This is a genomic window from Streptomyces sp. FXJ1.172 (assembly GCF_001636945.3).
Taxonomy (GTDB): domain Bacteria; phylum Actinomycetota; class Actinomycetes; order Streptomycetales; family Streptomycetaceae; genus Streptomyces.
The window spans coordinates 5,327,558-5,353,949 of record NZ_CP119133.2; the positions used below are offsets into that span (position 1 = coordinate 5,327,558).

The window sequence follows — 26,392 nt, forward strand, 5'->3', positions numbered from 1 at the left end:
ACGGATCGTCAGATGGGAAGCCCGGTGACGGCCCCGTACCTCACCGCCCGCGGAACTGAGGCCCGCGCCGCTCCACGAACGCCCGCAGCCCTTCCCGGGCGTCCTGGGTCGTCATGTTGATCTCCTGGGCCCAGGCCTCGGCCGCGAAGGCGGTCGCACGGTCCGCTTCGAGGGAGGTGTTCACCAGGTGCTTGGTCAGGGCGAGGGCCCTGGTGGGGCCGGCCGCCAGGCGGGTGGCCCAGGCGTGGGCCGTCTTCTCCAGGCCGTCGTCGGGCACGACCCTGTTGACGAGTCCCGCCCGCTCCGCGTCCGCCGCCGAGAGCGCGTCCCCGAAGAACATCAGCTCCTTCGCGCGCTGCGGGCCGAGGAGACGCGGGAGTAGATAGGCGCCGCCGGCGTCCGGCACCAGTCCCCGGCGTACGAACACCTCGATGAAGCGCGCCGACTCGGCGGCCAGGACCAGGTCGCAGGCCAGGGCCAGGTGCGCGCCGAGCCCCGCCGCCGTGCCGTTCACGGCGGCGATCACCGGCTTCTCGCAGTCCAGTACGGCCGCGATCAGCCGCTGGGCGCCCAGGCGCAGCATCCGGGCCACGTCCCCGGGGAGCCGTTCCCCGGAGCCGGAGCCGGAGCCGGAGCCGGAGCCGGAGCCGGAGCCGGAGCCGGAGCCGGAGCCGGAGCCGGAGCCGGAGCCGGAGCCGGTGTCGGTGCCCCGCAGGTCCGCCCCCGCGCAGAAGCCGCGGCCGGTGCCGGTCAGGACCACGGCCCGGGTCTCCGGATCCGCCGAGGCCGCGGTGAACAGCTCGGTCAGCCGGTCCCGCATGGGGGGTGTGAGGGCGTTCAGGGAATCCGGGCGGGACAGCGTCACATACGCGACGCGGTCCCTGACCTCGTGCGCGACCCCGATGCCCGTCACCGGCACACCACCAGGGCGTCCAGCGCCACCGCGCCCTGCCCCCTCGGCAGGACCATCAGCGGGTTGATGTCCAACTCGGCGATGTGGTCGCCGAGTTCCATCGCCATGCGCTGGACCCGCAGGATCACCTCGACCAGGGCGTCGCGGTCGGCCGGCGGCCGGCCCCGGACGCCGTCCAGCAGGGCCCGGCCGCGCAGTCCGGCGAGCATGGCATGGGCCTGGTCCTCGCCGAACGGCGGGATGCGGACCGCCGTGTCGCGCAGGACCTCGACCAGGATCCCGCCGAGGCCCGCCGTCACGGTCGGACCGAACAGGTCGTCGTGCGTGACCCCCACGACCATCTCCACACCCTGTTCGACCATCTGGCACACCAGGATCCCGTCCAGCGAGACCCCCTCGTAGCGGGCGATGTCCGTCAGCTCGCGGTAGGCCTCCCGGACCTGGCTGGCCGACGTCAGGGCGACCTTCACCAGGCCGAGTTCGGTCTTGTGGGCGATCTGCGCGCCGGACGCCTTCATCACCACCGGGTAGCCGATCTGGGCGGCCGCGCGGACGGCCGCCGCCGCGCTGGTCACCAGCTGCTCGCGCGGGACCCGGATGCCGTAGGCGCGCAGCAGTTGTTTGGCCGCGTGCTCGCTGAGCTGCCGGCCCGGGCTCATCAGGGCCTCCGCCTTGCGGAAGGAGGGGGAGGGGGTGCGCGGGGCCTCGTCGAAGGGGGAGCGGTAGCCGCTCACGAACGCGTGGTGGTCCAGCCAGGCGCGGACGGCCGTCAGGCAGTTGCCCACCGTGCGGAACGTGGCCACCCGGGAGGAGCCGAGCAGCACCTCGCGGTACGCGGGCTCCGTGCCCACCGGGGAGCCCCACACCACGCAGACCAGTTTGTCCGTCTCCTCGGCCGCCGCCACCAGGTCCGCCACCAGCTTGTCGCTCAAGGGCGGGAAGGGGCCCGTGACCGGGCAGACCAGGACGCCGACCGAGGGGTCCGCGAGGAGCGCGTCGATGATCTTCCGGCCGCGCCGGTCGCCGACCGGGTGCCCGCCGTTGTCCACCGGGTTGGCCACGCTCAGGTACTCCGGTATCCACTGGTGCAGCTCGGCCTGCTTGGCCTGCGACAGGCGGGGGAGGCGGAGTCCGGCCGCCGTGGCCAGGTCGGCGACGTGCGCGCCCGTGCCGCCGGAGATCGAGTAGACGGCCACGCCGTCCGCCAGCGGTGCCCGCGCCCGCGCCAACAGGGCTGCTGTGTCCTGGAGTTCGTCCAGCCCGTCGACGCGCACCACCCCGTACTGGCGCATCGCCGCGTCCACCACGTCGTCGGCGCCGGTGAGCTTGCCCGTGTGCGAGGCGGCCGTGCGCGCGCCGGCCTCGGTGCGGCCCACCTTCACCGCGACCACCGGCACCCTGCGGCGGGCGGCGCGGTCGGCGGCCAGCAGGAAGGCGCGGCCGTCCTTCAGGCCCTCCACGTAGGCGGCGATGGCGCCGACCTCGGGCTGCTCGGCGAAGTACGAGATGAAGTCGGCGCTCTCCAGGTCGGCCTCGTTGCCGGTGGGTGCCCAGTGCGAGAGGCGGATGCCCAGCTGCTGGAGCGAGAACACCGGGCGGCCCTGGTGGCCGGACTGGGTGATCAGCGCGATCGCCGGGCCGGTCAGGTCGTCCCGGAAGCGCTCGAAGGCGTTCAGGTTGGTGTTCGGGCCCAGCAGGCGCAGGCCGGAGCGGCGTACGGCGTCCGCGAGCCGCTCCTGGGCCGCGGCGCCCGCCTCGCCGGTCTCGGCGAACCCGGAGGCGAAGGCGACCGCGAACTTCACCTTGGCGTCGGCCAGTTCCTCGATCACCGGCAACGGGTCGGCGACCAGCAGGACGGCGAGGTCCACCTGCCCGGGCGGCAGTTCGGCGACGGAGGCGGCGCAGGGGACGCCGAAGACCGAGGGGCGGGTCGGATGCACCGGATGCACCCGCGCCCCCACCCGCCCGGCCCAGTCCAGCAGCTGCCGGGTGATCCCGGTGTTCGGGCGTCCGTCCGCGTCCGAGGCGCCGATCACGGCGACCGACTCGGGCCGGAAGAAGCGGGTCAGGTCCGGTACGTCCGCGTACAGCGGCCGCCCGCCGACGTCGAGGTCGTCGACCCGGTCGTGGACGACGGGCCCGGGCCGCTGCTCGCCGCAGGCGATGACCCGGGCCCGGCGGGAGTCGGTGGTGAGGGTGCCGTGGGTTGATCCAAGCATCGGTCCGCCCGCTCCTGTGAGACAGCACAAGTAAACTGACGCTGTGTCAGATTACTGAACTGACGCACGGTCAGGAACTGGTCGGACATTCAAAGTTACCGGCGGGTGCGAACCCCTGTCATCGAAGGTGCCCGGCGATCGCCTTCGCGATCCGCCCGGCGTCGAGCGCCAGCTCGCGGAACATCCCGCTGATCGGGTTGGTGAACCCGGTGAAGTACAGCCCGGGCGCCTGCGCGGGCGCCCGGCCGCCGTGCACGACCGGCCTGCCGTGCCCGTCCAGCACCCCGAGGTGCCCGACCAGGCTCTCCAGTGCCCGGGTGTATCCCGTCGCCGCGATCACGGCGTCCGGTGAGATCCGGGTGCCGTCGGCGAGGGCGACCTTTCCGGGGCTGCCGCCCTCGAACGACTCGACGGCGGCCACGATCTCCACCGCGCCCCCGCGCACGGCGTCGACCAGGCCGACGTCCTGCACCGGGATCGCCCCCTGCCGCACCCTGCTGTACAGGCCGGTGTCCGGGCGCGGCAGCCCGTGTGCCGCAAGGTCCGGCACGGTCGCCTTCGCGAGCGGTCCGGCGAGCCGGTCCACGAGTCCCACCGGCAGCCGCCGTACCAGCACGCCCGTGTACTGGGCGGCCCAGCCGAGCGTTGAGCGGCGCAGGATGTGCGGGACGGTCCGCACGGCCAGCCGCACCCGCGCGGCCCCGCTCTCCGCCAGGTCCACGGCGATCTCGGCGCCGGTGTTGCCGACGCCGACGACCAGCACGTCCCGGCCGGCGTACGGCTCGGCGTTGCGGTAGGCGCCGGCGTGCAGGAACTCCCCGCCGTACGCCGCCAGGCCCAGCCAGTCGGGCAGGTGCGGGGTGTGGTTGTGGCCGGTGGCGACGACCACCGCGCTGCCGGTCAGCTCGCGCCCGCCGGAGGCGTGCAGCAGCCAGCCGGTGCCGTCCCCGGTCCGCTCGACGCGGAAGACCTCGACCCCGGTGACGATCTCCAGCTCATGGTGCTCGGCGTACTTCTCCAGGTACCGCAGCACGTCGTCCCGGGCCACCCAGCGCCCGAACCTCCGGGGGATCTTCAGGCCCGGCAGGGCGGACAGCCGCCGGGTGGTGTGCAGCCGGAGACGGTCGTAGTGGCCCCGCCAGGACGCGCCCACCGCGTCGGCCTTCTCCAGGATCACGGCCCGTATGCCCCGCGCCCGCAGCGCGTACGCGGCGGCCAGACCGCCCGGGCCCGCACCGATCACATAGACCGGGCGGCCGTCGGAGGTCGGGGAGAACTGCGCGGAAGCGGAGCGTGAGTCGGCCATGCTCGGAGCGTAATCACTGGCCAGGTTGATGGGTCTCGGTCAAGACCGGAATTGGTTGCGGATTGATCACGCATGTAGGAGGAGTGGGTGGGGCCGGTGACGTAGGACACCTGGTTGTGGCGGTACGGCGTTCGGCCCCGCCCCGCGTACTGGTTCCACATCCTGGGTCCCGCGAGTGGGCTTCCCCCGACTTCTGACGTACCGTCAGATCCATGGACTCCATAGGGATGGCCGGCCCCCACTGGCTGGCGGTGCTGCGGATCGGTCTCGGTCTGTGGTGGCTGGAGAGCTGGCGGCACAAGGACAAGAAGGCCTGGTTCGAGCGGGGCAGCGGCATCGCGTGGGCGGCGGGGATCGCGGAGAAACACCGCTGGGCGCCGGTACGCACCGGCTTCGAGACGATGGTGAGACCGCACCCGAAGCTGATGGCGTACGTCGTCGCCTACGCCGAACTCGCCCTCGGGCTCGGCCTGATCCTCGGCTTCCTGACCCCGGTGGCGCTGATCGGCGGCCTGCTGCTGAACGTCATCTACTTCGTGCTGATGATCCACGACTGGGCGGAGCAGGGCCAGAACTCGATGATGGCGCTGATCTCGCTCGTCGGGTTCTTCGGGATGGCGTGGCAGACCTGGTCGCTGGACGCGTGGCTGGGGTGGTTCTGATGGGGGCGGCGCGCCACGACCTTCCGGAGCCCGACGCCCTCACGCGCCCCTACTGGGAGGCGGCCGCGCGGGGCCGGCTGCTGATCCGCCGCTGCGGGGCCTGCGGCCGGGCCCACCACTACCCCCGCGAGTTCTGCCCGCACTGCTGGAGCGAGGACGTGACCTGGCAGGAGGCGAGCGGCCGGGCCGTGCTCTACACCTGGTCCACGGTCCACCGCAACGACCTGCCGCCCTTCGCCGGGCGCACGCCGTACGTCGCCGCCGTGGTCGACCTCGCCGAGGGACCGCGGATGATGACGCAGATCGTGAACTGCGCGGACGGGGCCCTGACGGCGGGGATGGCGCTGCGGGTGGCGTACCGGGACGGAAATCCGGTGTTCGAGCCCGACGCCGGACCGGATGATAGGGGTGCATGAGCCCCGAGAACTGGTATCTCACCGAAGACCTCGACGAGTTCCTCGCCCGCGCGGGCGGCTTCCTGCACTCCCGCCCGGCGCCGCACACGGTGGCCCTGACGGTGACGGACGCGCTGCGCCGCCGCGGCCCCCACGTCTTCGGCCCCGAGGACCCCGTCTTCGGAGTTCTGGAGGACGCACCGGACGAGGGCGGCGCCGGAGCGGTCCGCGCGGTCCTGCTGCACACCCCGCCCTTCCCCCTGCACGTCACCGCGCTCACCCCGGCAGGGGCGGACGCCCTGGCGGCCCGGCTCGCGGACCTGGACCGCGCGGTCCCGGGGGTCTCCGGGCCGCAGGAGACGGCGCAGGCCTTCGCGGCGGCCTGGCAGCGCAGGACCGGCGCGGCGGGCACGGTCCAGCAGCGGCAACGGCTGTACCGGCTGGCCGAGTTGACGGTCCCGGAGCCGGCGCCCGAGGGGCGGGCCCGGCTCGCGGTCGGCGGGGACCGCGAGCTGCTGGCCCGCTGGTACCGGGAGTTCGCGGGGGCCACCGCACAGGAGGCCGGCATGGACCCGGCCGAGTGGGCCGACACCCGCATCGCCCACGACGGCGTCACCCTCTGGGAGACCCCGGACGGCACCCCCGTCTCCATGGCCGGCACCACCCCGGAGATCGCCGGCCAGGTCCGCATCGCCCGCGTCTACACCCCGGCCGGGCTGCGCGGCCGGGGCTACGCGGGCGCGGCCACGGCGGAGGCGAGCCGGGTCGCGCGGGAGGCGGGCGCCGCGGAGGTGCTGCTCTTCACGGACCTCGCCAACCCGACGAGCAACGCCCTCTACCAGCGGATCGGCTACCGGCCGGTGGCGGACTCCACGGTGTGGAGGTTCGGGGACTCCGCCGGGTGAGCCGCATGCCCCACGGCGGGTCGGCGCACCGACAGGGCGAACGTTGCCTGTTGGGCACTAAGGCCAGAGCAACGTCCTGCTCCAGCCGAACTCCGTGCTCCGGTACTCCAGTCGTACGTGCCGGCGGTCCGGGTCCCCCTGGAAGAACTCCACCGTCTCGGGGCGCAGCCGGTACAGGGTCCAGGTCGGGGACGGCTCGGCCGGGTTGGCCCGCGCGCGCTCCCAGGCCGCCTCCGAGGCCCGGCGCAGCTCCTCGACCGAGGAGAGGTCCTCGCTCTGGCGGCCCGTGAGCGCGGCGGCCAGCGCGCCCGTCGAGCGGGCGTGCAGATCCGCCTGGCTCTGGCCCGCCGGTGCCGCCGTCACCGGCCCGCGCACCCGCACCTGGCGGCCCAGCACCGGCCAGTAGAAGGCCAGGGCCGCGGACGGGTGTGCGGTCAGGGCGCGGCCCTTGCGGCTGGTGCGGTGCGTGGCGAAGGTCCAGCCGTCCGCGTCGGCGCCGTGCAGCATCACGATCCGTACGTCGGGCTCGCCCGCCTCGTCGACGGTCGCCAGCGACATCGTGTGCGGCTCCGGCTGCCCCGCGGCCACCGCGTCCGCGAACCAGTCCGTGAACAGCAGCAGCGGTGTCGGCGGGGCGGTGTCCGGGTCGAACGGGCGCAGGTCCGTGACCTTCGGGTCCCATACCCGCAGTGACCTCAGCAGCGCGTGAAGATCCGTTTCCATGCCCCGAGTATCACCACTGAGTCATCCGTTCGGTGCCGCCCGCCGACGCGCACAGGTGGCTCCGGGTGCGCGAGCGCCGCGGTGCGCGGACGCTGGTGGGCACGGGCCTCGGGACCACGGGACGCAGGGTGAGGGGCGATGATCGTAACGGTGGTGTCGATGCCGGAGGGGGCCCGGCGCAGGACGAGCAGCTGGCCCGGCGGCCAGGCCTGGGAGAGGAGGAGCTGGCCTGGTTCGGCCGGATGGACGAGCCGGTACGGGCCGACTTCCTGGGGGACGTCCTCGGCCTGGCGGCGCGCATCGGGGGACACCTGCGACGGGAGAGGCCCATGACTCCGTGGCCGTGCTCTTCCTCATGCTCCAGGAGGCCCTCGCGACCTTCCGGCGGGCCGCGGTCGCGACCCTGCTGGAGGTGGAGGAGCTGGAGGACGCCATGTTCGAGCGGCGGCGCCCCGAGCACGTCTACCGGCTGGTGCAGCTGCGCCGCCGCGCGGCCCTGCTGCACCACTCGCTGCTGCCCTGCCTCCACGTGGTGGACGAGGTCATCACCCGCAGGCTGATGAGCCGCGACTTCCCCGCGGAGCGGCGGCGGCCCGCCCGGGAGTTCCAGCACGCCGGGCGTACGGTCCTCACGGCGATCGAGGCCCTCCAGGACGCCGTCCGCCGGGCCCTCGCCGGCTACTCGGCCCTGGTCGCGGGCGAGCAGAACGGCGTGATCAACCGGCTGGCCATCGTCTCGGTGATCTTCCTGCCGCTGTCGTTCCTGACCGGGTTCTTCGGCATGAACTTCACGTTCCTGGCGGACGAGCTGGAGAGCCGGGACGAGTTCTGGCTGCTCGCCGTGGGACTTCAGGTGCTCGTCCTGTTCGGCTCCCTGTACGTGCTGTACCGCACCCGGATCTGGCGCAGCCTGCGCGACGACGACTAGGAGGCCTGCGGGTCAGCGGCCCAGCACCACCGTGCCCGACGAGCAGAACCAGCCGCCGGTGCCCGAGGCGACCCCGAGCCGGGGCACGTCCCCGTCCCGGCCCCGCACCTGCCGTTCGCCCGCCTCCCCGCGCAGCTGCCGTACCGCCTCCACCAGGAGGAACAGCCCGCGCATCCCGGGGTGCTGGGCCGACAGGCCGCCCCCGTCCGTGTTCACCGGCAGCTCCCCGCCCCGCACCAGCAGCCGGCCCTTGCCCACGAACGCCCCGCCCTCGCCCTTCGCGCAGAAGCCCAGGTCCTCCAGGGTCACCAGGGTCATGTAGGTGAAGGCGTCGTAGATCTCCGCGAAATCCATCTCGGCGGGGCCCACACCGGCCCGCTCGAAGGCCAGCCGTCCGCTCACCGCCGCCGGTGACACCGTGAAGTCCGCCCACTCGGACATCGTCGCGTGCGAGGTGTGCTCGCCCGTGCCGAGGACCCAGACGGGGGCCGTACGGCAGTCCCGTACGTACTCCTCGGCCGCCAGCAGCACCGCCGCCCCGCCGTCCGAGCGCAGACAGCAGTGCAGCTTGGTGAAGGGGTCGGCGATCATCGGGCCGGCCAGGACGTCGTCCACCGTGACCGGGTCGCGGAACATCGCCTCCGGGTTCAGCGCCGCGTTGGCCCGGGCCTGCACCGCGACCTCGGCCAGCTGCTCGACGGTCGTGCCGTGTTCGATCATGTGGCGGCGGGCGGCCATCGCGTACTTGGCGATCAGCGTGTGGCCGTAGGGGACTTCGAACTGCAGGGGCCCGCGGGCGCCGAAGGACAGGTCGCCCGTCCTGCGGCCCGCCTTGATGTCCGCCTGGGCCGTCGAGCCGTAGACGAGGAGGACGGCGTTCGCGTGGCCCGCCGCGATCGCGTCGGCCGCGTGCGCCGCCATCACCTCCCAGGCCGAGCCGCCGACCGAGGTGGAGTCCACCCAGGTCGGGCGCAGGCCCAGGTACTCGGCGACCTCGACCGGGGCCAGCGTGCCGAGCCCCGCCGAGGCGAGACCGTCGACCACCGCGCGGTCCAGGCCCGCGTCGGCGAGGGCGCGGCGGGCGGCCTGCGCGTGCAGGGCGTACGCCGTCGCGTCGGCCACGCGTCCGCAGTCCGACAGGGCCACACCGACGACGGCGACTTTCCGGCTCCCGCGACTCATGGAAGGGCTCCTCCCCCTGGGCATCTCGCTGTGTCCCTCCTAATATGACGCCCCGTCAGATATGCAGGGAAGGGCAGGGCCGGCCATGGACACGCGCCTCACCGCCGAGCAGGACGAGATCCGCCGCACCCTGCGCGAGCTGCTGCACAAGCGCTGCGGCTCGCCGGAGCTGCGGGCGGCCGTGGACGGCCCGGCCGGGTACGACCCCCAGCTGTGGTCCGCCCTCGCCGACCAGCTCGGCCTGCCGGGGCTCGCCCTGCCCGAGCGGTACGGCGGCGTCGGCTGCTCGGTCACCGAACTGGCCCTCGCCTGCGAGGAGACCGGCCGGGCCCTCGCCCCCTCCCCGCTGCTCGCCACCTGCGTCCTCACCGCCCCGCTGATCCTCGCCCTGGGGACGGACGCCCAGCGCGCCGGACTGCTGCCCCCGCTGGCCGCCGGCACCCGCACCGCGGCCCTCGCCGTACCGGGGACCGACCTCGCCACCGCGCTCGCCCTGAGCGGCGGGAACGAGCGGTACGCCGCCGGCGGCGGACGGGCCGGGGGCGTCCAGGCCCGGCGGACGGCGGACGGCTGGCTGCTGTACGGGCAGGCCGACCAGGTGCTGGACGGGCACAGCGCGGGCCTGCTGCTCGTCGCCGCGCACACCGGCGGGTTCGCCCGGTCCCGGACCCGGCTGTTCCTGGTCCCGGCGGACGCGTCAGGTGTCGTGCGCACCCGGCAGACCGCCCTCGACGCCACCCGCTCCCAGGCCCGCGTCCAATTGCGGGACGTGCGCGCCGAGTTGCTGGGCGAGGAGGAGGCGGACGACAGGGCCGTCCGGTCCGCCCTCGCCGCCCTCGGGGACCGTGCCGCCACCGTGCTCGCCTGCGAGGCCGTGGGGGCGGCCGGCCGGGTGCTGGAGCGGACCGTGGAGTACGTCCGGCAGCGCGAGCAGTTCGGGCGGCCCGTCGGCTCCTTCCAGGCGGTGAAACACCGGCTGGCCGACGTGTATGTGGCGGTGCAGGCGGCGCGCTCGGCCGCGTACTACGCCGCCTGGGGGACGGCACACGGCGAGCACGTGGGCGCACTGGCGCTCGCCCAGGCCCTGGAGGCGCTGCGGACGGCCGCCGCCGAGGGCATCCAGCTGCACGGCGGGATCGGCTTCACCTGGGAGCACGACGCCCACCTCTACTTCAAACGGGCGGCCGGGGACGAGCTGCTGTTCGGGCCGCCGCACCGGCTGCGGGACCGGGCCGCCGAGACCTCCGGGCTCTTCGCGCACGGGGAGGCGACCGTCTGATGGCCGCCTTCGGTGTCCGCCTCGTCCAGCGGGTCTCGTCCACCCGGGCCTTCGCCAGGGTCGCCCCGCACGTCGTCCCGGCACTCGACCGTACCGTCCACCGCCTCACCCGGGGCAAGGTGCTGCTCAGCGCCCGGATGCTGCCCGGGGTGATCCTCACGTCCACCGGTGCCCGCAGCGGACTGCTCCGCCGGACCCCGCTGGCCTGCATGCCGGAGGCGGACGGGAAGAGCTGGGTGCTGGTCGGCTCGAACTTCGGCCGGGAGGGGCACCCGGCCTGGACCCACAACCTGCTGGTGCACCCCGAGGCGTCGATCAGCTGGAAGGGCCGGGACATCCCGGTCACCGCCCGGCTGCTCGAGGGAGAGGAACGGGCTGAGGCGTGGCGGGCGGTCCTCGCCTTCTGGCCGCCGTACGCCGCGTACCAGGACCGGGTGACTAGGCAGATCCGCCTGTTCCGGCTGACTGCGGCTGCCGACGGGGCTACAGCGTAGCCAGCCGCTCCACCAGCAAGAACGCTCCGATTCCCAGCATCGCCGCCCCCGAGGTCCGCGTCACCGCCCGGGCCGCCACGGGCCGCGCGGAGAGCAGGGCGCGGGCGAGGACGCCCACGGTGAGGTAGACGGCGGCGCAGAGCGCCATGTGGAGCAGGCCGAGGGCCGCCGTCTGGGCCGGGACGGGCAGATGGGTGCCGCGCAGCGTGAGGAACTGGGGGAGGACGGAGAGGTAGAGCAACAGGCCCTTGGGGTTCAGGCCGCTGATCGTGGCGCCCCGCAGGAAGAGCCGCCCCTCGCCCGCCTCCGGCGCCTCGTCGGGCCCCGGCAAGGCCGGCCGCCGCAGCACGCCCCAGCCCAGCCACAGCAGGTACCCGGCGCCCGTGACGGTCAGGGCGGTCAGCAGCTTCGGCGAGCCCGCCACCAGGACCGCCAGGCCCGCCGTCGCCAGAACCGTGTGCAGGGCGTACCCCGAGACCAGGCCCGCGACCGCGCGCGGCACCGGGCGGCCGCGCAGCGCGGTCGCGATGACGTACGCCCAGTCGGCGCCCGGCACGCACACCAGCAGCAGGTCCACGGCGAGGAAGGAGAGGAGCAGCCCGGAGTTCATACCGGGGACATTAGGCGCGACTGGCCCGAAAGTGTTCCCGAAGTTTGCCCATGATCCCGGGTGCTGGGGGAAGATCTGCCTCATGGACGACGTAGACCGGAAAATCCTTGCCGAGCTGCAGCAGGACGGGCGGCTGACCGTGACCGAGCTGGCCGCCCGGGTGCGCCTCAGTGTCTCGCCGTGCCACCGGCGGCTGCGCGAGCTGGAGCGCTCCGGCGCCATCGAGGGCTACCGGGCGGTGGTGGACCCGGCCGCGCTCGGGCTGAACTTCGAGGCGCTGGTCTTCGTGTCCATGCGGCAGGAGGACCGGGACACGGTCGCCGGCTTCGAGCGGGCGGTCAGCGAGCTGGAGCACGTCCTCGACGCCCAGCGGCTGTTCGGCGAGCCCGACTACCTGCTGCGGATCGCCACCGCCGACCTCGCCGCCTTCCAGCGGCTGTACGACGACCGGCTCACGGCCCTGCCCGGCGTGCAGCGGCTGACGTCGACGCTGGTGATGAAGCACGTCGTACGGGACCGGCCGTTGCCCGCATAGCAGCGCAGGCGGCGGCTCACCGCTGGGTGAACCACCGCCTGCCAGACAGGACTTGGGGACCGGGAAAAAGGCGTGTGTTACTTGCTCGGCTTCTTGCCGGTCACGCCCAGGTGCACCAACAGCGCTAGGTTCGGCCTGAGTTCGGCCTGTTTCACGCCCCAGGTCGAAAAGCCCTTCTGGTGCGCCGCCACGGCCGCGAGCATCGCGACCAGCGAGCCGGCCACCGCCGCCGGGTTCACGTCCTTGTCGACCCTGCCCTTGGCCTGCAGTTCGGCGATGGAGTCCGCGAGGGAGTTGTTCACCGAATTCAGGATCTTCATCCGGATCTTGTAGAACCGTTTGTCCCCTTCGGCCGCGCCGAGGTCGACCACCCGCAGGATCGCGTCGTTCTTGCGCCAGAACTCCAGGAACCCTTCCACGAGTTCCTGCGCGGTCTGCCATCCGGACTTCCCGGCCCAGGACCGGCCCTCGAGCAGCTCGGTCAACCCGGCGCCCTCGGCGGCCATTTGCTCGGCGATCTCCAGGACGGCGCCTTCGACGTCCGGGAAGTACTGGTAGAAGGTCGCGGGCGAAGTGCCCGCCTTCCGGGCGACATCGATGACCTTGACATCCCGGTACGGGGAGGAGCTGAGCATCTCGCTGAGGCAGTCGAGCAGCTTCTGCCGGGTCGCCTGCCCGCGCCGACCGGCCACGCGGCCGTCGACGGTACGCACTTGTCCTGTCATGCCGTCAGCTTACCGAGGGGTGATCGAAGCGCGATTCGGCCGAGTGCAAATGGGGTGCACGGGGGTGCTGAGGGTGGTGTGCCTGGTCTGCGCGGTGCGCGCGGCCCGGTTACTTTGACGGCATGGCCGAAAACAGGGCATCCGCGAACGAAGAGACGCAAGAGGTGGAAGTGGTGTACGGGGAGGGGGTGCCCTGCTGGGTGGACGCCCAGCTGAACGACGTGGAGGCGGGCAAGCGGTTCTACGGTGGGCTTTTCGGGTGGACCTTCGAGCGGGCGCACGGCTCGCTCGCGCTGGCCGAGCTGGACGGGGAGCCCGTCGCCTCGCTGGCGCCGAAGGCGGACGGCCGGCTGCCCACGGTCTGGACGGTGTACTTCGCGACGCCGGACGCCGAGGCGCTCACCCGGCGGATCACGGCGGCCGGCGGCCAGGTGGTGATGCCCCCCACCCCGCTGGACGACCTGGGCACGGCCGCCCTCGCCGCCGACACCGAGGGCGCGGTGTTCGGGCTGTGGCAGCCGGGCAGCCACCGGGGCTTCGGACGCCGGCACGCGGCCGGCACCTTCGTCTGGGCCCAGCTCTACACCCGCGACACCGGCGCCGCCAACGCCTTCTACGGCGGCCTCTTCCACGACGCCCTCTTCGGCTCGGACGCCGAGCCCGACTTCGGCCGCGCCGAGGTCACCGAGGTCTTCCCCGCCGAGATGCCCCCGCACTTCCTCACCCACTTCCGGGTCGCCGATCTGGAGGACGCCCTCGGGGCCGTTCAGCGGCTCGGCGGCCGGGTGCAGGCGCCACCCTTCGAGACGTCGTACGGACGGGTGGCCGTCGTCACCGACAATCAGGGGGCGTCGTTCGCGCTCCTGCGGCGCTGAACCGTCCGCTTTGGTCATATTGATGGTGAGACACCCTGATTATCACCGGGTTCGCAACCAGCCGCCCGGCCAGGAAGAATCAGGGTGCGTGCCGCCACGGCGGTGCGGTGGTGAGACGCTGCACGTCGGTCGCGTACATATGGGGTGGCGCGGCCAGTACGGGGAGGTGGCAGGCAAGTGGATCAGCTGACACAGCACGATCCGCGACGGATTGGGCCGTTCGAGGTGCTGGGCCGGCTGGGCGCCGGCGGCATGGGGCTGGTCTATCTCGCGCGCTCGGCGTCCGGCCGGCGCGTGGCGATCAAGACGGTGCGCACCGAGCTGGCCGAGGACCAGCTCTTCCGGGTCCGCTTCACCCGCGAGGTGGAGGCGGCCCGCGCGGTCTCCGGCTTCTACACGGCGGCCGTGGTCGACGCCGACCCGCGCGCCGCCGTGCCGTGGCTCGCGACCGCGTACGTCCCCGCGCCCTCCCTCGAGGAGATAGTGAACGACTGCGGGCCGCTCCCGGCCCAGGCCGTGCGCTGGCTCGCGGCGGGCGTGGCGGAAGCCCTCCAGTCCATCCACGGCGCGGGCCTGGTCCACCGGGACCTGAAGCCCTCCAACGTGCTCGTGGTCGAGGACGGCCCCCGGGTGATCGACTTCGGTATCGCCTCCGGCGTCTCGAACACCCGCCTGACCATGACGAACGTCGCCGTCGGCACCCCCGCCTACATGTCCCCCGAGCAGGCCAAGGACTCCCGCAGCGTCACCGGCGCCAGTGACGTCTTCTCGCTCGGCTCCATGCTGGTCTTCGCGGCCACCGGGCATCCGCCCTTCCACGGTGCCAACCCGGTCGAGACGGTCTTCATGCTGCTGCGCGAGGGCCCGGACCTCACCGGCCTGCCCGACGAGCTGCGTCCGCTCATCGAGGTCTGCATGCAGATGGAGGCCGCGGGCCGCCCCTCCCCGGCCGACCTCCAGGCCCAGCTGGCGCCGCACCTCTTCGGCTCCGGCTCCGACGACAGCGGCACCGCGTCGGCCTGGCTGCCCGAGAAGGCGGTCGCCCTCATCGAGTCCCGGCGCGGCGGCGGCCGTCCCGCCGCCAAGCCCGCCCAGACCTCCGCCGGCGGCTCGCGCGGCGGCGGCCGCCCGCCGGTGCCCCCGCAGCCCCCGTACGACCCGCCGGTCCCCTACGAGCCGCCCGCCCCGCCGGTCTCCGTCCGCCACGGCGGCGCCGCACCGCCGACAACGGCCCGGTCCGGCTGGCCGGGGCCCAGGTGCCCATCGGCCCCGGGCCGCGCGTCGCCGACGCCCGTGCCGCCGCCGTCAAGGCACCCCCGCCGGAGGCCGGCCTGGTCGCCACCTGGTCCCGCCCGCGCCCCGGCCTGGCGGGCGTCGACCCCGCCGTACCGCCCGTGCCGGCGGCGCCCCCGGAGACGGCGGCCGGCTGGCGCCCCTGGCGGTTCCGCATGTCCAACGACGTCTGGGGCACCCCCTCGGTCTTCGGCGACCTGGTCTACGTCACCTCCTTCGAGGTGCACGCCCTGGACGTGGCCACCGGCCGCCGGCGCTTCAAGACGCGGGACGTCGCCTGGTCCATGGCGGTCGCGGACGGCCGGGTCCACGCCTCCGACGGTCCCACCCTGTTCGCCCTGGACGCCCGCGAGGGCACCGACCTGTGGCGGCTGTCGACGGACGCCTGGGTGTACTCCCTGAAGGCCGACCACGGCACGGTCGTCACCGGCACCCGGGGCGGCGGCGTCCAGGCCTGGGAGGCCGCGAGCGGGCAGAAGCTGTGGGAGATCAGCGGCTGCCAGACCGACTTCGAGTCCCCCGAGGCCGGCCCGCTCGTCCACGACGGCACGGTCTACGTCTGGCAGGACGCCCGGCTGCGCGCCCTGGAGGCCCGCACCGGCGAGGAGCGCTGGTCGTACCCGGTCGGCGACGCGGCCTCCTGCGGCGGTGTGCCCGTCCGCCTCGCCCCGGCGCCCGACGGCTACGTCTACGTCTGCGCCGGCACCCGCGTCCTCGCCGTCGAGGCGGCGAGCGGCATGGTCCGCTGGCACTTCGAGGCCCCCGCGGTCTTCCTCAGCCCGCCGGCCTTCGCCCCCGGCCCGGCGGTCACGGGCGGCGGTGTCTACCTGGCGGACTACCTGGGCACCGTCTACGCCCTCGACGCCACCGACGGCCGCGACCGCTGGCGCATCGCGACGGAGGCCCGCTCCTCGATCGAGCCGGTCCTGGTCGCCGCCGGTCACGTGCACGTCGGCAGCGGCAAGGCCCTGTACACGCTGGACGCGGTCACCGGCACCCCCAAGTGGCGCTTCCAGGCGGGCGGTGACGTCGTGGGCGCGCCCACGGTGGCCGAGGGCCGCATCCACTTCGGCTCCACCGACCACCTGCTCTACACCCTCAAGGCCGACGACGGCCGGCTGCGCTGGAAGCTGGCGACGGGCGGAGAGATCACCGGCTCCCCGGTGGTCCAGGACGGCGTGGTGTACGCGTGCAGCAAGGACCGCTGCGTGTACGCGCTGGACGCGGAGAAGGGCACCGGCACGGCACGGACGGCGTGACGGCCGTCGTACCGGTTGTCACGGAAAGGGCTCCAGACGGCGGCCGTCCCAGGCCTGACGCTACCCCGGCCGCCGAACGCCCGCCACGCAGGCGGCCCGCCGGACGGGCGGCCGGTCCGCGCGTGCCCGCGCGGACGCGCACGCCCACCCGGTGGTCTCCGGCTCACCGCACCCGGAACTCCCGTCGCCGCCCGGCGAACAGCTCCGCCTGCCGCTTCGGCGGCAGGTTGCCGAGGGCGATGAGGTGCGGCGCCTGGGCGAACGCCTGGGCCAGCGCGGCCTCCCGTGCCGCCCACAGGGCCCGCACGGTCCCCTGCACACCCTGCGTCGGATACCCGGCGATCACCGCCGCGCAGCGCACGGCGGCGGCCAACGCCCCGCCCTCCTCGGTGACTTCGCTGACCAGCCCGGTCTGAAGGGCCCGCCGGGCGGAGATCCGCTCGGCCGTGCCCATGAGCATCATCCGCGCCACCTCCCCGTACGGCATCCGCGCGGCCATCAGCAGGGACTCGTAGGCGCTGACCATGCCGTAGGAGGTGTGCGGGTCGAAGAAGACGGCGGTGGGGTCGGCGACGACGAAGTCGCTCTCCCCGAGCAGGTAGAAGGCGCCCCCGCAGGCCATCCCGCGCACGGCGGCCACCACCGGCTTCCACAGGTCGTTCGCCTTCGGTCCGATCCCGAGCAGCGGGTCGTCCTGCGCGTACGGCGACGACGGCTGCGGTACGACGACGTCCCGGTCGATCCCGGTGCAGAACGCCCGCTCCCCGCTCCCGGTGAGCACCACGGCCCGCACCGCGTCGTCGGCCCGCAACTCCCGCCACAGACCGCGGAGTTCATCCACCATCTCCAGGTCGATCGCGTTGAGCCGCTCGGGCCGGTCCAGCGTGACGACGGCGACGCCGCTGTCCTTGCCGGTCTCGGCCCGGACCGTGTTCACGCGAGCACCCACTGCGGCAGCCCGTCGGCGAAGACGACGTGGACCCGGGCACCGATCCGGAGCCGGCGCGGATCGAGGGAGTCGAGCGCCGCACCGGCGTGAGCGACCACATTGCCCACGAGCCGGATCCGCGGGGCGTCCTCCAGCTCCACGACGACGACGTTGTACGGCGCCTGCCGCGCGTAGTCGGGCAGGAGGGGCGGATGCGCGACGACGTACGACCAGATCCGCCCCCGCCCGGGCACCGCCCGCCACCGGCTCGCGAACGACTGGCAGTGCGGGCAGCAGGGCCGGGGCGGGAAACGGGGTTCGCCGCAGTCGGCGCAGGCCTGGACGCGCAGTTCGCCCCGGGCGGCGTACTCCCAGAAGGGGGCGCCGTCGGTGTCGGTGACGGGGGTCAGCATGCCGGTCTCAACTCCTCAGTTCCTCAAGAGCAGGGCGGAGGTGGGAACGCCCTCACCGGCGGTGACCAGGCAGGTGGCGGCGCCGGGGACCTGGGCGGTACTGCTGCCGCGCAGCTGCCTGACCCCTTCGTTGAGGAGGTTGAAGCCGTGGACGTAGGCCTCGGAGAGCCCGCCGCCGGAGGTGTTGAGCGGCAGCCGCCCCCCGGTCTCCAGGGCGCCTCCTTCCGTGAACGCGCCTCCCTCGCCCCGCCCGCAGAAGCCGTACCCCTCCAGCGACAGCGGGACGAGGGCGGTGAAGGCGTCGTAGATCTGCGCCACGTCGACGTCGTCCGCGGTGAAGTCGGCGTGCTTCCACAGGTGCCGGGCGGCAGTCCAGGCGGGCCCGGTGAGCGGGTCGTCGGTCCAGTAGTTGACCATGCCGTGGTGCTGGGCGGGCAGCCCCTGGGCGGCGGAGTGGACGTAGACGGAGGTGTGCCGGCAGTCCCGGGCGCGCTCGCTGCTGACGATCACGCAGGCGAGGGCGCCGTCCGTCTCCAGGCAGTTGTCGAAGAGGCAGAGCGGCTCGCTGATCCACCGGGAGGTCATGTACATCTCGCGGGTCAGCGGCCGTTCGTACATCACGGCGGCGGGATTCTGGTTGGCGCGGTTGCGGCAGGCGAGGGCGACGTTGAAGAGGTGGTCGCGACTCGCGCCGTACTCGTGCATGTAGCGACGGGTGAGCATGGCGATCTCGTCGGCGGGCCGGAGCAGCCCGAAGGGGCGGGTCCACTGGGCGGGCGTGGGCAGCTGGACGGTGGTGCTGGTCCAGGGCCGCGGCCCGCTGCCCCGCTTGCGGGACCGCCAGGCGACGCCGACGGAGGCCTGCCCGGAGGCGATGGCGGCGGCGAGGTGCGCGACGGTGGCACAGGACCCGCCCCCTCCGTACCCCACCTTGCTGAAGAAGGTCAGGTCCCCGAACCCGACGGCCTTGGCCAGCTCGACCTCGTCGGTCTCCTCCATGGTGTAGGAGGCGAGAGCGTCGACCTCGCCGGGCGCTATCCCGGCGTCCTCGAGCGCGGCGAGCACGGCCCGGCAGGCGAGCGTCCTCTCGTCCTCCGGAAGGTGTCTGGCGAACGCGGTCTGCCCGATCCCGACGATGGCGGTGGCGTCCTTCAGCCCGGCTGCTGCCATGGCGTCCCCCTCATAGCGTCCTGACAGTGCGTCAGATTACAGCTAATCTGACGAGTAGTCAGCTAGGCGTTCGGGAAGCGGCGGGGAGGGCTGTGGTGAGCGAGTGGAACACCATCCCGGAGCTGGTGCGGTGGTCGGCTCGGCGGTACGCGGACGCGGAGGCCGTGGTCGAGGGCCGCACGAGGATCACGTACGCCGAACTCGGCGCCCGCATCGAGCGGGCGGCGGCGGCCTGCCTGGCGAGCGGGGTGGAGACCGGCGACCGCGTGGCCGTCTGGGCCCCCAACTGCCTGGACTGGATCGTGGCGGCCCTCGGCGCGGTGACGGCGGGCGCGGTCCTCGTCCCGCTCAACACCCGTTTCAAGGGCACGGAGGCGGCGGACGTGCTGCGCCGCAGCGGGGCGCGGCTGCTGTTCGTGACGGGCACGTTCCTCGGCACGTCGTACGTGGCGTCCCTGCGCAGGGCGGCGGGGGAGGGGGTGCCGGCCGGCCGGGCCCCGCTCCCCGGCCTCCCGGCCCTTCAGGAGGTGGTGGTCCTGTCGGACGACGCCCCGCCGGACTTCCGGACGTGGAAGGACTTCCTGGCGGCCGGGGAAGGCGTGCGGGAGACCGAAGTCCAGGCGCGCGCCGCCGAGTTGGCCGGGGCGGACGTATCGGACATCATCTACACCTCGGGTACGACGGGCCGCCCCAAGGGCGCGGTGATCACCCATGCGCAGACGCTGCGGGCGTACGGCATCTGGGCGGATCTGGCCGGCCTGCGCGCCACGGACCGCTACCTGATCATCAACCCCTTCTTCCACACCTTCGGCTACAAGGCGGGCGTGATCGCGTGCCTGATGCGCGGGGCGGCGATGATCCCGCAGCCGGTGTTCAACGTGGGAACGGCGCTGGCGAACATCGCGGCGGAACGGGTGTCGGTGCTCCCGGGCCCGCCGACCCTGCACCAGCAGCTCCTGGACCACCCGGCGCGCGGCACTCATGACCTGTCGGCACTGCGCCTGGTGGTGACGGGAGCGGCGGTCGTGCCGTTGCTCCTGGTGGAACGCCTGCGCGGCGAACTGGGCGTGGAGACGGTCCTCACGGCGTACGGCCTGTCGGAGGCGAGCGGGGTCGTCACGATGTGCCGCAGGGGCGACGCCCCGTCGGTGATCGCGTCCACGTCGGGCCGCGCGATCCCCGGCACGGAGGTGAGGGTGGTGGACGCGGCCGGCGAGCCGGTACGGCCCGGCGAGGCGGGCGAGGTCATGGTCCGCGGCTTCAACGTCATGCGCGGCTACTACGACGACCCGTCGGCGACGGCCGAGGCGATCTCCCCTGACGGCTGGCTGAGCACGGGCGACGTGGGCGTCCTGGACGCGTCCGGCAACCTGCGCATCACGGACCGCATCAAGGACATGTTCATCGTCGGCGGCTTCAACGCCTACCCGGCGGAGATAGAGCAACTCCTCGGCCTGCACCCGGACGTCCGCGAGGCGGCCGTGATCGGCGTCCCGGACCCCCGCCTCGGCGAGGTGGGCAAGGCCTTCGTGGTCCGCAGGCCCGGTTCGGTGCTGACGGAGGACGACCTGATCGCCTGGTCCCGCCGTGAGATGGCGAACTACAAGGTGCCGAGGGCGGTGGAGTTCGTGGCCGAGCTGCCGCGCAACGCCGGCGGCAAGGTGGTGAAGGGGGTCCTGCGCGGCAGGTGATCAGCGGCGCCCGCCGTGGCAGCGGTGACGCCGGACGCACCACGGCCGCGACGGCTCCCCCCACGGCGCCGTCGCGGCCGGTTCCCCCGTCCGGGAGGTGGCTCAGCTGGGGTCGGACGTGATGTGGACGTTGTCCGGGTTCACCGTGCCGGTCCCGCCGGCGGGGGCGTCGGTGATGTGGACGTTGTCCGGGTTCACCGTGCCCGCGGCCTGGGCGGGGGCATCGGTGATGTGGACGTTGTCCGGGTTCACCGTGCCCGCGGCCTGGGCCGGGGCGTCGGTGATGTGGACGTTGTCCGGGGTGACGGCCTGCCCGTTCTTCGTGCTGTCGCTCATGGTGCTTCCTCCCCATTGGCGCTGTACTCGACGTGTCGTGCCCGTCCGGCCGTTCCCCCGATGGACGGCCGGACGGGGCCGCGATCGCCCAACCCTAGATCGTTCGCACGGGCGAGCGCACAGCGGTCCGCCTGCCCCCCGACGCGACGGATCCGACAGGACGAGACTGCCGTGGCGCGATAAACGAACGATGAACGCCCCTGCGGCGGGCCGGCTCAGGCCGCGGCGGACGGCGTGAGCAGCGCGCGGACGGTCTCGGTCTCCGGGGACTGGAGCGACTCGTAGATGGACAGGGCCTCCTGCCAGCACACGTGGGCCCGGCCGGACTGCCCGATGCCCGCGAGTGCCCGGCCGAGGACGGTCAGGACGTTGCCGCGCCGCCAGGCACCGCCGATCCCGCGCAACACGGTCAGGGCCGCTTCGGCGCTGACCGAGGCCTGGGCGTGCCGGCCGGCCGCCAGATCGAGTTCGGCGAGCCGGAACAGCGTCATTCCCTCCCACAGCCGCTGACGGCTCTCCCGGAAGACCGCGAGCGCCTCGTGCAGCCGCTCGGCGGCCTCGGCCGGCCGGCCGTTCTGCGTGAGGGCCATGCCCAGGGCGTAGCGCCCGTTGGCGGTCCGCACGGCGTGCCCCAGGCACTCGTACATGTCGACGCCCTGCTGGGCCAGTTCCACGGCGCTCTGCGGGCGTCCCGTCACGACGTGGATGCGGGACAGGTTGCACAGGACGCTGGCCTCGCCGGCGCGGTCGCCGCAGTCCCGGAAGTCCGCGAGGGCCTGCTTGAGGAGTTCCTCGGCCGCCGTGTAGCGACGCTGGTAGAAGGCGATGGCGCCACGGATGTTGGCCGCCCAGCAGCGGGCCAGCGGGTCGATGGAGGAGTCGCCGAGGCGCAGTGCCGCCCGGGCCGCCTCGTCCGCCTCGGCGAAGCGTCCGGAGAGCTGGTGGGCGTTGGCCAGGACGGCCGAGGCCCGCACCTGGGCGCGCTGCTGCCCGCAGGAGCGGGCCGCGTCGAGCAGGGCGAGGGCGGCGTCGTCGTACTCCCTCGAGTTGGCGCCCGACTCGGTCAGGTCCACCGCGGCCCACAGCAGGTCGATGGCGCGCGGCAGCGTTCCCGGCCGCGCGAACTGCCGTACGCACGCGAGCAGCGAGACCGCCTCCGCGAACAGCCAGTCCTGCGCCTGGTGCCGGTCCTCGAACCGCAGCCCCGGATACTGCGCGGGCTCCAGGTGGTCCACCAGCCGGTCCCCCGGCCGCTCGATCGCGTACACCTGGGCCGCCGTGGCCAGGTAGAAGTCCAGCAGCCGCGACATCGCGGACTCCCGCTCGCCGGGCGGCTGCTCGTCCCGTTCGGCGCACGCACGCGCGTAGAGCCGGACCAGGTCGTGGAAGCGGTAGCGGCCGGGGGCGGCGGACTCCAGCAGGGACGTGTCCACCAGGGACTCCAGCAGGTCCTCGGTCTCCTCCACGGGCAGGTCCAGCACCGCCGCCGCCGCGGCGAGCGAGATGTCCGGGCCGTCGGCCAGGCCCAGCAGGCGGAACGCCCTCGCCTGCGCCGGTTCCAGCTGCCCGTAGCCCAGTTCGAAGGTCGCCTTCACCGCCAGGTCGCCGGCCTGCAACTCGTCCAGGCGGCGGCGCCCGTCCGCCAGCTTCGCCGCCAGGACCGAGACCGTCCACGTACGCCGGGCGGCGAGCCGGGACGCCGCGATGCGGATCGCCAGCGGCAGGAAGCCGCAGGCCGCCACCACGTCCAGCGCGGACTCCCGCTCCGCCGCCACCCGCTCCTCGCCCACGATCTTCGTGAACAGGGCCAGCGCCTCGTCGGGCGACATCACGTCCAGGTCCACCAGGTGCGCCCCGGCCAGGTCGACCATGCGCACGCGGGACGTCACCAGCGCCGCGCAGCCCTCCGTGCCGGGCAGGAGCGGGCGTATCTGCGCGGCGTCCTTCGCGTTGTCCAGCAGCACCAGGACCCGGCGGCCGTCCAGGACCGAGCGGTACAGGGCCGCCCGTTCGTCCAGGGAGTCCGGGATCGCCGAGTCCGCCGTACCCAGGGCGCGCAGGAAGGAGCCCAGCACCGTCTCCGGTTCCGCCGGTCTCGGTCCCGCGCCCTGCAGGTCGACGTACAGCTGGCCGTCCGGGAAGGCACCGCGCGCCCGGTGGGCCACGTGCACCGCCAGGGTCGTCTTGCCCACCCCGCCGATGCCCGCCAGCGCCGACACCGCCATCACCCGGCCCCCGGCGTCCGGGGACTGCGACGCCGAGGCCAGTACCTCGCTCAGTTCGGACACGAAGGACGCCCGGCCCGTGAAGTCGGGGACGGACGCCGGGAGCTGGGCCGGGCGGACCGGGACCACCGCGGGTTCCGCCGCCGGGGACGACGGTTCCGCCAGGGCCGGGTCCGCCTGGAGGATGCGCTGCTGCAGCTCCCGCAGGCCCGGGCGGGGGTCGACGCCCAGCTCCTCGGCCAGCAGGCGGCGGGTGTCCGCGTAGACCGCCAGGGCCTCCGCCTGCCGTCCGCTGCGGTACAGCGCCAGCATCAGGAGTTCGCGCAGGCGCTCCCGCAGGGGGTGCGCGGCGGTCAGGGCGGTCAGTTCCGAGACCGCATCCGCGTGGCAGCCCTGCTCCAGGTCCATGTCCAGGCGGGACTCCAGCAGCCCGAGGCGCCACTCCTCCAGGCGGACCCGCTGGGTCTCGGCGTGCGGGCCGGGCACGCCCGCCAGGGGCTCCCCGTCCCAGTGGGCGAGGGCCTCGTTCAGCAGGTCGCGGGACCGGCACAGGTCGCCGGCCGCCCGGGCCTTCTCCGCCCGCGCCGCCAGCTCCTGGGCCCGCGCAAGGTCCAGGGCGCCCTCGCCGAGGCCCCGGATCGCATAGCCGCCGGACTCGCTGACCAGCACGCCGGCGTCCAGGACCTTGCGCAGGCGGGAGGCGTACGTGCGCACCGCCGCCAGGGCCTGCGAGGGGGGCTCGTCGCCCCAGAGGGCGTCGATGAGTTCCGCCGCCGTCGCCGTACGGCCCTCGCGCAGCAGCAGGGTGGCCAGCAGGGCGCGCTGCTGCGGGGAACCCGTGCCGATCTGCTCCGCGCCGCGCCAGGCCCGCACCGGACCGAGCACGCCGAACCGCAGCGCCTCCGGCTCCGTGACGGCCACGGAGCCGGGACGCCGCTGCTCAGGCACTCGCGGCCCACCGTCCATGCGTTCGTCCCCCTCGGCATCACGAACAACCCCGTCAGTTTGCCTTGTTCCGGGCGGTTGCGTCAGCCGTGGGAGACGCCGATCACAGACCGGCACACCTGAGTACACAAGGCCCTCACACGGTCTTCGCACACAGCGGACCGGAACGCACTAGCTGACGGACCGTCAGATCGGCGCTACCGTGAGGCTCATGGAGACACCACAGTTCCCGCTGATCATCTCCGTCGACGACCACACCGTGGAGCCCGCCGCCGTCTGGCAGGAGCGGCTGCCGAAGAAATACCTGGACACCGGGCCCCGGATCGTGCGTGCCCCGCTGAAGGAGATGACCTTCCTGGGCGGGAGGTTCAGGCCCGTCATGGGCGAGCCCGGCAGCACCGACGGCCCCCCCGGCGACTGGTGGGTCTACGAGGACCTGCGGCGGCCCCTCACCCGGCTCGACACCGCCGTCGGGGTCGACCGCGACGAGGTCAGGCTCGAGGTCATCACCTACGAGCAGATGCGGGCCGGGTCGTACGACGTCCCCGCCCGGCTCGCCGACATGGACGTCAACCACGTCCAGTCCGCCCTCTGCTTCCCCACCTTCCCCCGCTTCTGCGGCCAGACCTTCACCGAGGCCCGCGACCGCGAGCTGGCCCTGCTGTGCGTGCGCGCCTACAACGACTGGATGGTGGAGGAGTGGTGCGGGCCTAAGGCGCACGGCCGGCTGATACCGCTCACGCTCATCCCGCTGTGGGACGCCCGCCTGGCCGCCGAGGAGGTGCGGCGCAACGCGGCACGCGGGGTGCGGGCCGTCGCCTTCTCCGAGATACCCCCGCACCTCGGCCTGCCGTCCGTGCACGGCGACGACTGGGACCCGTTCCTCGCGGCCTGCGACGAGACCGGCACGGTCGTCGCCATGCACATCGGCTCCAGCAGCAGGATGCCCTCCACCTCCGCCGACGCCCCGCCCGCCGTCGGCTCCACCATCACCTTCGCCAACTGCTGCTTCTCGATGGTCGACTGGCTGATGAGCGGCAAGTTCGAGCGCTTCCCGAACCTCCGGGTCATGTACGCGGAAGGCCAGATCGGGTGGATCCCGTACATCCTCGAGCGGGCCGACGTGGTCTGGGAGGAGAACCGGGGCTGGGGCGGGGTCGCCGACAAGGTGCGCCGGCCGCCGTCCGAGCTGTTCGCCGACCACGTCTACGGCTGCTTCTTCGACGACGCCTTCGGGCTCCGGAACCTCGACTCCATCGGTGCCGGCAACGTCCTGTACGAGACCGACTACCCGCACTCCGACTCCACCTGGCCCAAGTCCCGCGAGGTCGGCGAGGCGCAGATGGGACATCTGCCGGCCGACGTGGTCGAGCGGATCGTGCGCGGCAACGCCATCGAGCTGCTCGGGCTGACGCCGGACGGCCTCTGGAAGGGGGCGAGGTGAGCCTGGCGTACGGCATCCAGCTGCCCGTCCAGTCGCAGAGCACCCTCTACGCCGAGCGCTGGGAGGCCGGGGCCGGGGCGAAGGACCTGGTGGCGATCGCGCGGGCCGTGGACCGGGCCGGGTTCGCCTACCTCGCCGTCTGTGACCACGTGGCCGTCCCGCGCCGGCTCGCCCCGGCCATGGGCACGGTCTGGTACGACCCCGTCGCCACCCTCGCCCACCTCGCCGCCGTCACCGAGCGGGTGCGCCTGCTCAGCCATGTGGCCGTCGTCGGCCTGCGGCATCCGCTGATCACCGCCAAGCAGTACGCCACCCTCGACCATCTCTGCGGCGGCCGGCTGGTCCTCGGGGTCGGGGCCGGGCACGTGCGCGAGGAGTTCGAGGTGCTCGGCGCGGATTTCGAGCGGCGCGGGGCCGTCCTGGACGAGACGATCGACGCGCTGCGGGCCGCGCTCGGGCCCGAGGAGTTCCCCGAGCACCACGGCAAGGTCTACGACTTCTCCGGTCTCGGCCAGCGGCCCCGGCCCGCGCAGCCGCGGATCCCCCTGTGGGTCGGCGGCTCCTCGCCCCCCGCCGTGCGCCGGGCCGCGCTGAAGGGCGACGGCTGGCTGCCGCAGGGCGATCCGCGCGACCGGCTGCCCGAGCAGATCGCCCGCATCCGCCGGCTGCGCGCCAACCGGGGCGCGGCGGAGCCGTTCACCGTCGGGGCCATCACCGAGCCGCTGTACGTCGGGCGGGCCGGCTGGGAGGTCGGGCGGCGGACCCTCACCGGGGCGCCCGAGGAGATCGCCGCGTCGCTGCGGGCCTACGGGGCGATGGGCGTGGACCAGATCCAGGTGCGGTTCCGCAGCCGGAGCCGGGCCGAACTCATCGACCAGATCACCGCGTTCGGGGCGGAGGTCGCGCCCCGGCTGGACTGAGGAAGAGGAGTGGGCGG

General features: G+C 73.7%; 24 protein-coding genes and 1 pseudogene. 12 read left to right on the top strand and 13 right to left on the bottom strand.

All coding sequences use genetic code 11. The annotated features are described in order from the left end of the window. Positions 1-40 precede the first annotated feature (40 nt). The 3 genes from A6P39_RS23850 to A6P39_RS23860 all read right to left on the bottom strand — a co-directional run bounded on the left by A6P39_RS23850 (position 41) and on the right by A6P39_RS23860 (position 4,438). Positions 41-919, bottom strand: a complete 879-nt coding sequence (locus tag A6P39_RS23850; RefSeq protein WP_275883895.1) for an enoyl-CoA hydratase/isomerase family protein — start codon at positions 917-919, stop codon at positions 41-43. Beyond that, positions 910-3,132: an acetate--CoA ligase family protein gene (locus A6P39_RS23855; protein WP_067053421.1), complete on the bottom strand. Its 2,223-nt coding sequence runs from the start codon at positions 3,130-3,132 to the stop codon at positions 910-912. Before A6P39_RS23855 ends, A6P39_RS23850 begins: the two co-directional genes overlap by 10 nt. Positions 3,133-3,250: 118 nt before the next feature. Beyond that, positions 3,251-4,438, bottom strand: a complete 1,188-nt coding sequence (locus A6P39_RS23860) for a flavin-containing monooxygenase (RefSeq protein WP_067053419.1) — start codon at positions 4,436-4,438, stop codon at positions 3,251-3,253. A 212-nt stretch (positions 4,439-4,650) separates the two neighbouring features. On the opposite strand from A6P39_RS23860, the gene A6P39_RS23865 reads away from it, so the two are divergent. The 3 genes from A6P39_RS23865 to A6P39_RS23875 are packed head-to-tail and all read left to right on the top strand — an operon-like array spanning position 4,651 to position 6,400. Continuing rightward, on the top strand, positions 4,651-5,100 hold the full coding sequence (locus A6P39_RS23865; RefSeq protein ID WP_067053417.1) for a DoxX family membrane protein: 450 nt from the start codon (positions 4,651-4,653) through the stop codon (positions 5,098-5,100). Further along, complete coding sequence (locus A6P39_RS23870) at positions 5,100-5,516, top strand: Zn-ribbon domain-containing OB-fold protein (RefSeq protein WP_067053415.1); 417 nt, start codon at positions 5,100-5,102, stop codon at positions 5,514-5,516. Before A6P39_RS23865 ends, A6P39_RS23870 begins: the two co-directional genes overlap by 1 nt. After that, positions 5,513-6,400, top strand: a complete 888-nt coding sequence (locus A6P39_RS23875) for a GNAT family N-acetyltransferase (protein ID WP_067053413.1) — start codon at positions 5,513-5,515, stop codon at positions 6,398-6,400. The genes A6P39_RS23870 and A6P39_RS23875 overlap by 4 nt, the downstream gene beginning before the upstream one ends. A gap of 57 nt (positions 6,401-6,457) precedes the next feature. Here A6P39_RS23875 and A6P39_RS23880 read toward each other — a convergent pair whose 3' ends face one another. After that, positions 6,458-7,123 carry a pyridoxine/pyridoxamine 5'-phosphate oxidase gene (locus tag A6P39_RS23880; protein ID WP_067053411.1) on the bottom strand — a complete coding sequence of 222 codons (666 nt, stop codon included), beginning with the start codon at positions 7,121-7,123 and terminating at the stop codon, positions 6,458-6,460. Then, the gene (locus A6P39_RS23885) at positions 7,096-7,434 is read right to left on the bottom strand and encodes a hypothetical protein (RefSeq protein WP_275883896.1); all 339 of its coding nucleotides are present in this window, start codon (positions 7,432-7,434) and stop codon (positions 7,096-7,098) included. The genes A6P39_RS23880 and A6P39_RS23885 overlap by 28 nt, the downstream gene beginning before the upstream one ends. A 26-nt stretch (positions 7,435-7,460) precedes the next feature. Between A6P39_RS23885 and A6P39_RS23890 the strand changes: the two genes are divergently transcribed. Next, on the top strand, positions 7,461-8,051 hold the full coding sequence (locus A6P39_RS23890) for a CorA family divalent cation transporter (RefSeq protein ID WP_234379167.1): 591 nt from the start codon (positions 7,461-7,463) through the stop codon (positions 8,049-8,051). A gap of 12 nt (positions 8,052-8,063) precedes the next feature. Here the strand turns inward: A6P39_RS23890 and A6P39_RS23895 are convergent, their stop codons facing one another. After that, the gene (locus A6P39_RS23895) at positions 8,064-9,233 is read right to left on the bottom strand and encodes a thiolase C-terminal domain-containing protein (protein WP_067053409.1); all 1,170 of its coding nucleotides are present in this window, start codon (positions 9,231-9,233) and stop codon (positions 8,064-8,066) included. A gap of 85 nt (positions 9,234-9,318) precedes the next feature. On the opposite strand from A6P39_RS23895, the gene A6P39_RS23900 reads away from it, so the two are divergent. Further along, the gene (locus tag A6P39_RS23900) at positions 9,319-10,512 is read left to right on the top strand and encodes an acyl-CoA dehydrogenase family protein (protein WP_067053407.1); all 1,194 of its coding nucleotides are present in this window, start codon (positions 9,319-9,321) and stop codon (positions 10,510-10,512) included. Beyond that, complete coding sequence (locus A6P39_RS23905; RefSeq protein ID WP_067053405.1) at positions 10,512-11,006, top strand: nitroreductase family deazaflavin-dependent oxidoreductase; 495 nt, start codon at positions 10,512-10,514, stop codon at positions 11,004-11,006. The genes A6P39_RS23900 and A6P39_RS23905 overlap by 1 nt, the downstream gene beginning before the upstream one ends. Here A6P39_RS23905 and A6P39_RS23910 read toward each other — a convergent pair. Continuing rightward, entirely contained in the window at positions 10,996-11,616 is a 621-nt protein-coding gene (locus tag A6P39_RS23910; protein WP_067053403.1) for a LysE family translocator, read from the bottom strand. The genes A6P39_RS23905 and A6P39_RS23910 overlap by 11 nt on opposite strands. An 82-nt stretch (positions 11,617-11,698) precedes the next feature. Between A6P39_RS23910 and A6P39_RS23915 the strand changes: the two genes are divergently transcribed. Beyond that, positions 11,699-12,151, top strand: a complete 453-nt coding sequence (locus A6P39_RS23915; protein WP_067053401.1) for an Lrp/AsnC family transcriptional regulator — start codon at positions 11,699-11,701, stop codon at positions 12,149-12,151. Positions 12,152-12,228: 77 nt separating this feature from the next. On the opposite strand, the gene A6P39_RS23920 is transcribed toward A6P39_RS23915, so the two are convergent. Further along, positions 12,229-12,876 (bottom strand): TetR family transcriptional regulator, encoded by a 648-nt coding sequence (locus A6P39_RS23920; protein ID WP_199840971.1) that lies wholly within the window; start codon positions 12,874-12,876, stop codon positions 12,229-12,231. A 122-nt stretch (positions 12,877-12,998) separates the two neighbouring features. Here A6P39_RS23920 and A6P39_RS23925 point away from each other — a divergent pair, with 122 nt between their 5' ends. Beyond that, positions 12,999-13,751: a VOC family protein gene (locus A6P39_RS23925; protein WP_199840970.1), complete on the top strand. Its 753-nt coding sequence runs from the start codon at positions 12,999-13,001 to the stop codon at positions 13,749-13,751. 177 nt (positions 13,752-13,928) lie between these two features. Continuing rightward, a pseudogene (locus A6P39_RS23930) lies at positions 13,929-16,303 on the top strand (outer membrane protein assembly factor BamB family protein). Between the two features lie 163 nt (positions 16,304-16,466). Here the strand turns inward: A6P39_RS23930 and A6P39_RS23935 are convergent. Genes A6P39_RS23935 through A6P39_RS23945 form a run of 3 tightly spaced genes read right to left on the bottom strand, consistent with a single transcriptional unit; the run spans position 16,467 to position 18,814 of the window. Beyond that, positions 16,467-17,252: an enoyl-CoA hydratase/isomerase family protein gene (locus A6P39_RS23935; protein ID WP_067053394.1), complete on the bottom strand. Its 786-nt coding sequence runs from the start codon at positions 17,250-17,252 to the stop codon at positions 16,467-16,469. After that, complete coding sequence (locus A6P39_RS23940; protein ID WP_067053392.1) at positions 17,237-17,644, bottom strand: Zn-ribbon domain-containing OB-fold protein; 408 nt, start codon at positions 17,642-17,644, stop codon at positions 17,237-17,239. The genes A6P39_RS23935 and A6P39_RS23940 overlap by 16 nt, the downstream gene beginning before the upstream one ends. Before the next feature lie 15 nt (positions 17,645-17,659). After that, positions 17,660-18,814: a lipid-transfer protein gene (locus tag A6P39_RS23945; RefSeq protein WP_067053389.1), complete on the bottom strand. Its 1,155-nt coding sequence runs from the start codon at positions 18,812-18,814 to the stop codon at positions 17,660-17,662. Positions 18,815-18,909: 95 nt separating this feature from the next. Here A6P39_RS23945 and A6P39_RS23950 point away from each other — a divergent pair, with 95 nt between their 5' ends. Continuing rightward, positions 18,910-20,505 (top strand): FadD3 family acyl-CoA ligase, encoded by a 1,596-nt coding sequence (locus A6P39_RS23950; protein ID WP_234379165.1) that lies wholly within the window; start codon positions 18,910-18,912, stop codon positions 20,503-20,505. Positions 20,506-20,607: 102 nt separating this feature from the next. Here the strand turns inward: A6P39_RS23950 and A6P39_RS23955 are convergent, their stop codons facing one another. Both A6P39_RS23955 and A6P39_RS23960 read right to left on the bottom strand, forming a co-directional pair. Continuing rightward, a complete protein-coding gene (locus A6P39_RS23955) occupies positions 20,608-20,841 on the bottom strand; it encodes a hypothetical protein (protein ID WP_067053385.1) in 234 nt (77 codons plus the stop codon). 215 nt (positions 20,842-21,056) lie between these two features. Next, positions 21,057-24,032 (bottom strand): AfsR/SARP family transcriptional regulator, encoded by a 2,976-nt coding sequence (locus tag A6P39_RS23960; protein ID WP_067053383.1) that lies wholly within the window; start codon positions 24,030-24,032, stop codon positions 21,057-21,059. A gap of 190 nt (positions 24,033-24,222) precedes the next feature. On the opposite strand from A6P39_RS23960, the gene A6P39_RS23965 reads away from it, so the two are divergent. Together A6P39_RS23965 and A6P39_RS23970 are read left to right on the top strand one after the other, a co-directional pair. After that, complete coding sequence (locus A6P39_RS23965) at positions 24,223-25,455, top strand: amidohydrolase family protein (protein WP_067053381.1); 1,233 nt, start codon at positions 24,223-24,225, stop codon at positions 25,453-25,455. 2 nt (positions 25,456-25,457) lie between these two features. Beyond that, positions 25,458-26,375: an LLM class F420-dependent oxidoreductase gene (locus A6P39_RS23970; protein ID WP_079133719.1), complete on the top strand. Its 918-nt coding sequence runs from the start codon at positions 25,458-25,460 to the stop codon at positions 26,373-26,375. The last annotated feature ends 17 nt before the right edge of the window (positions 26,376-26,392 follow it).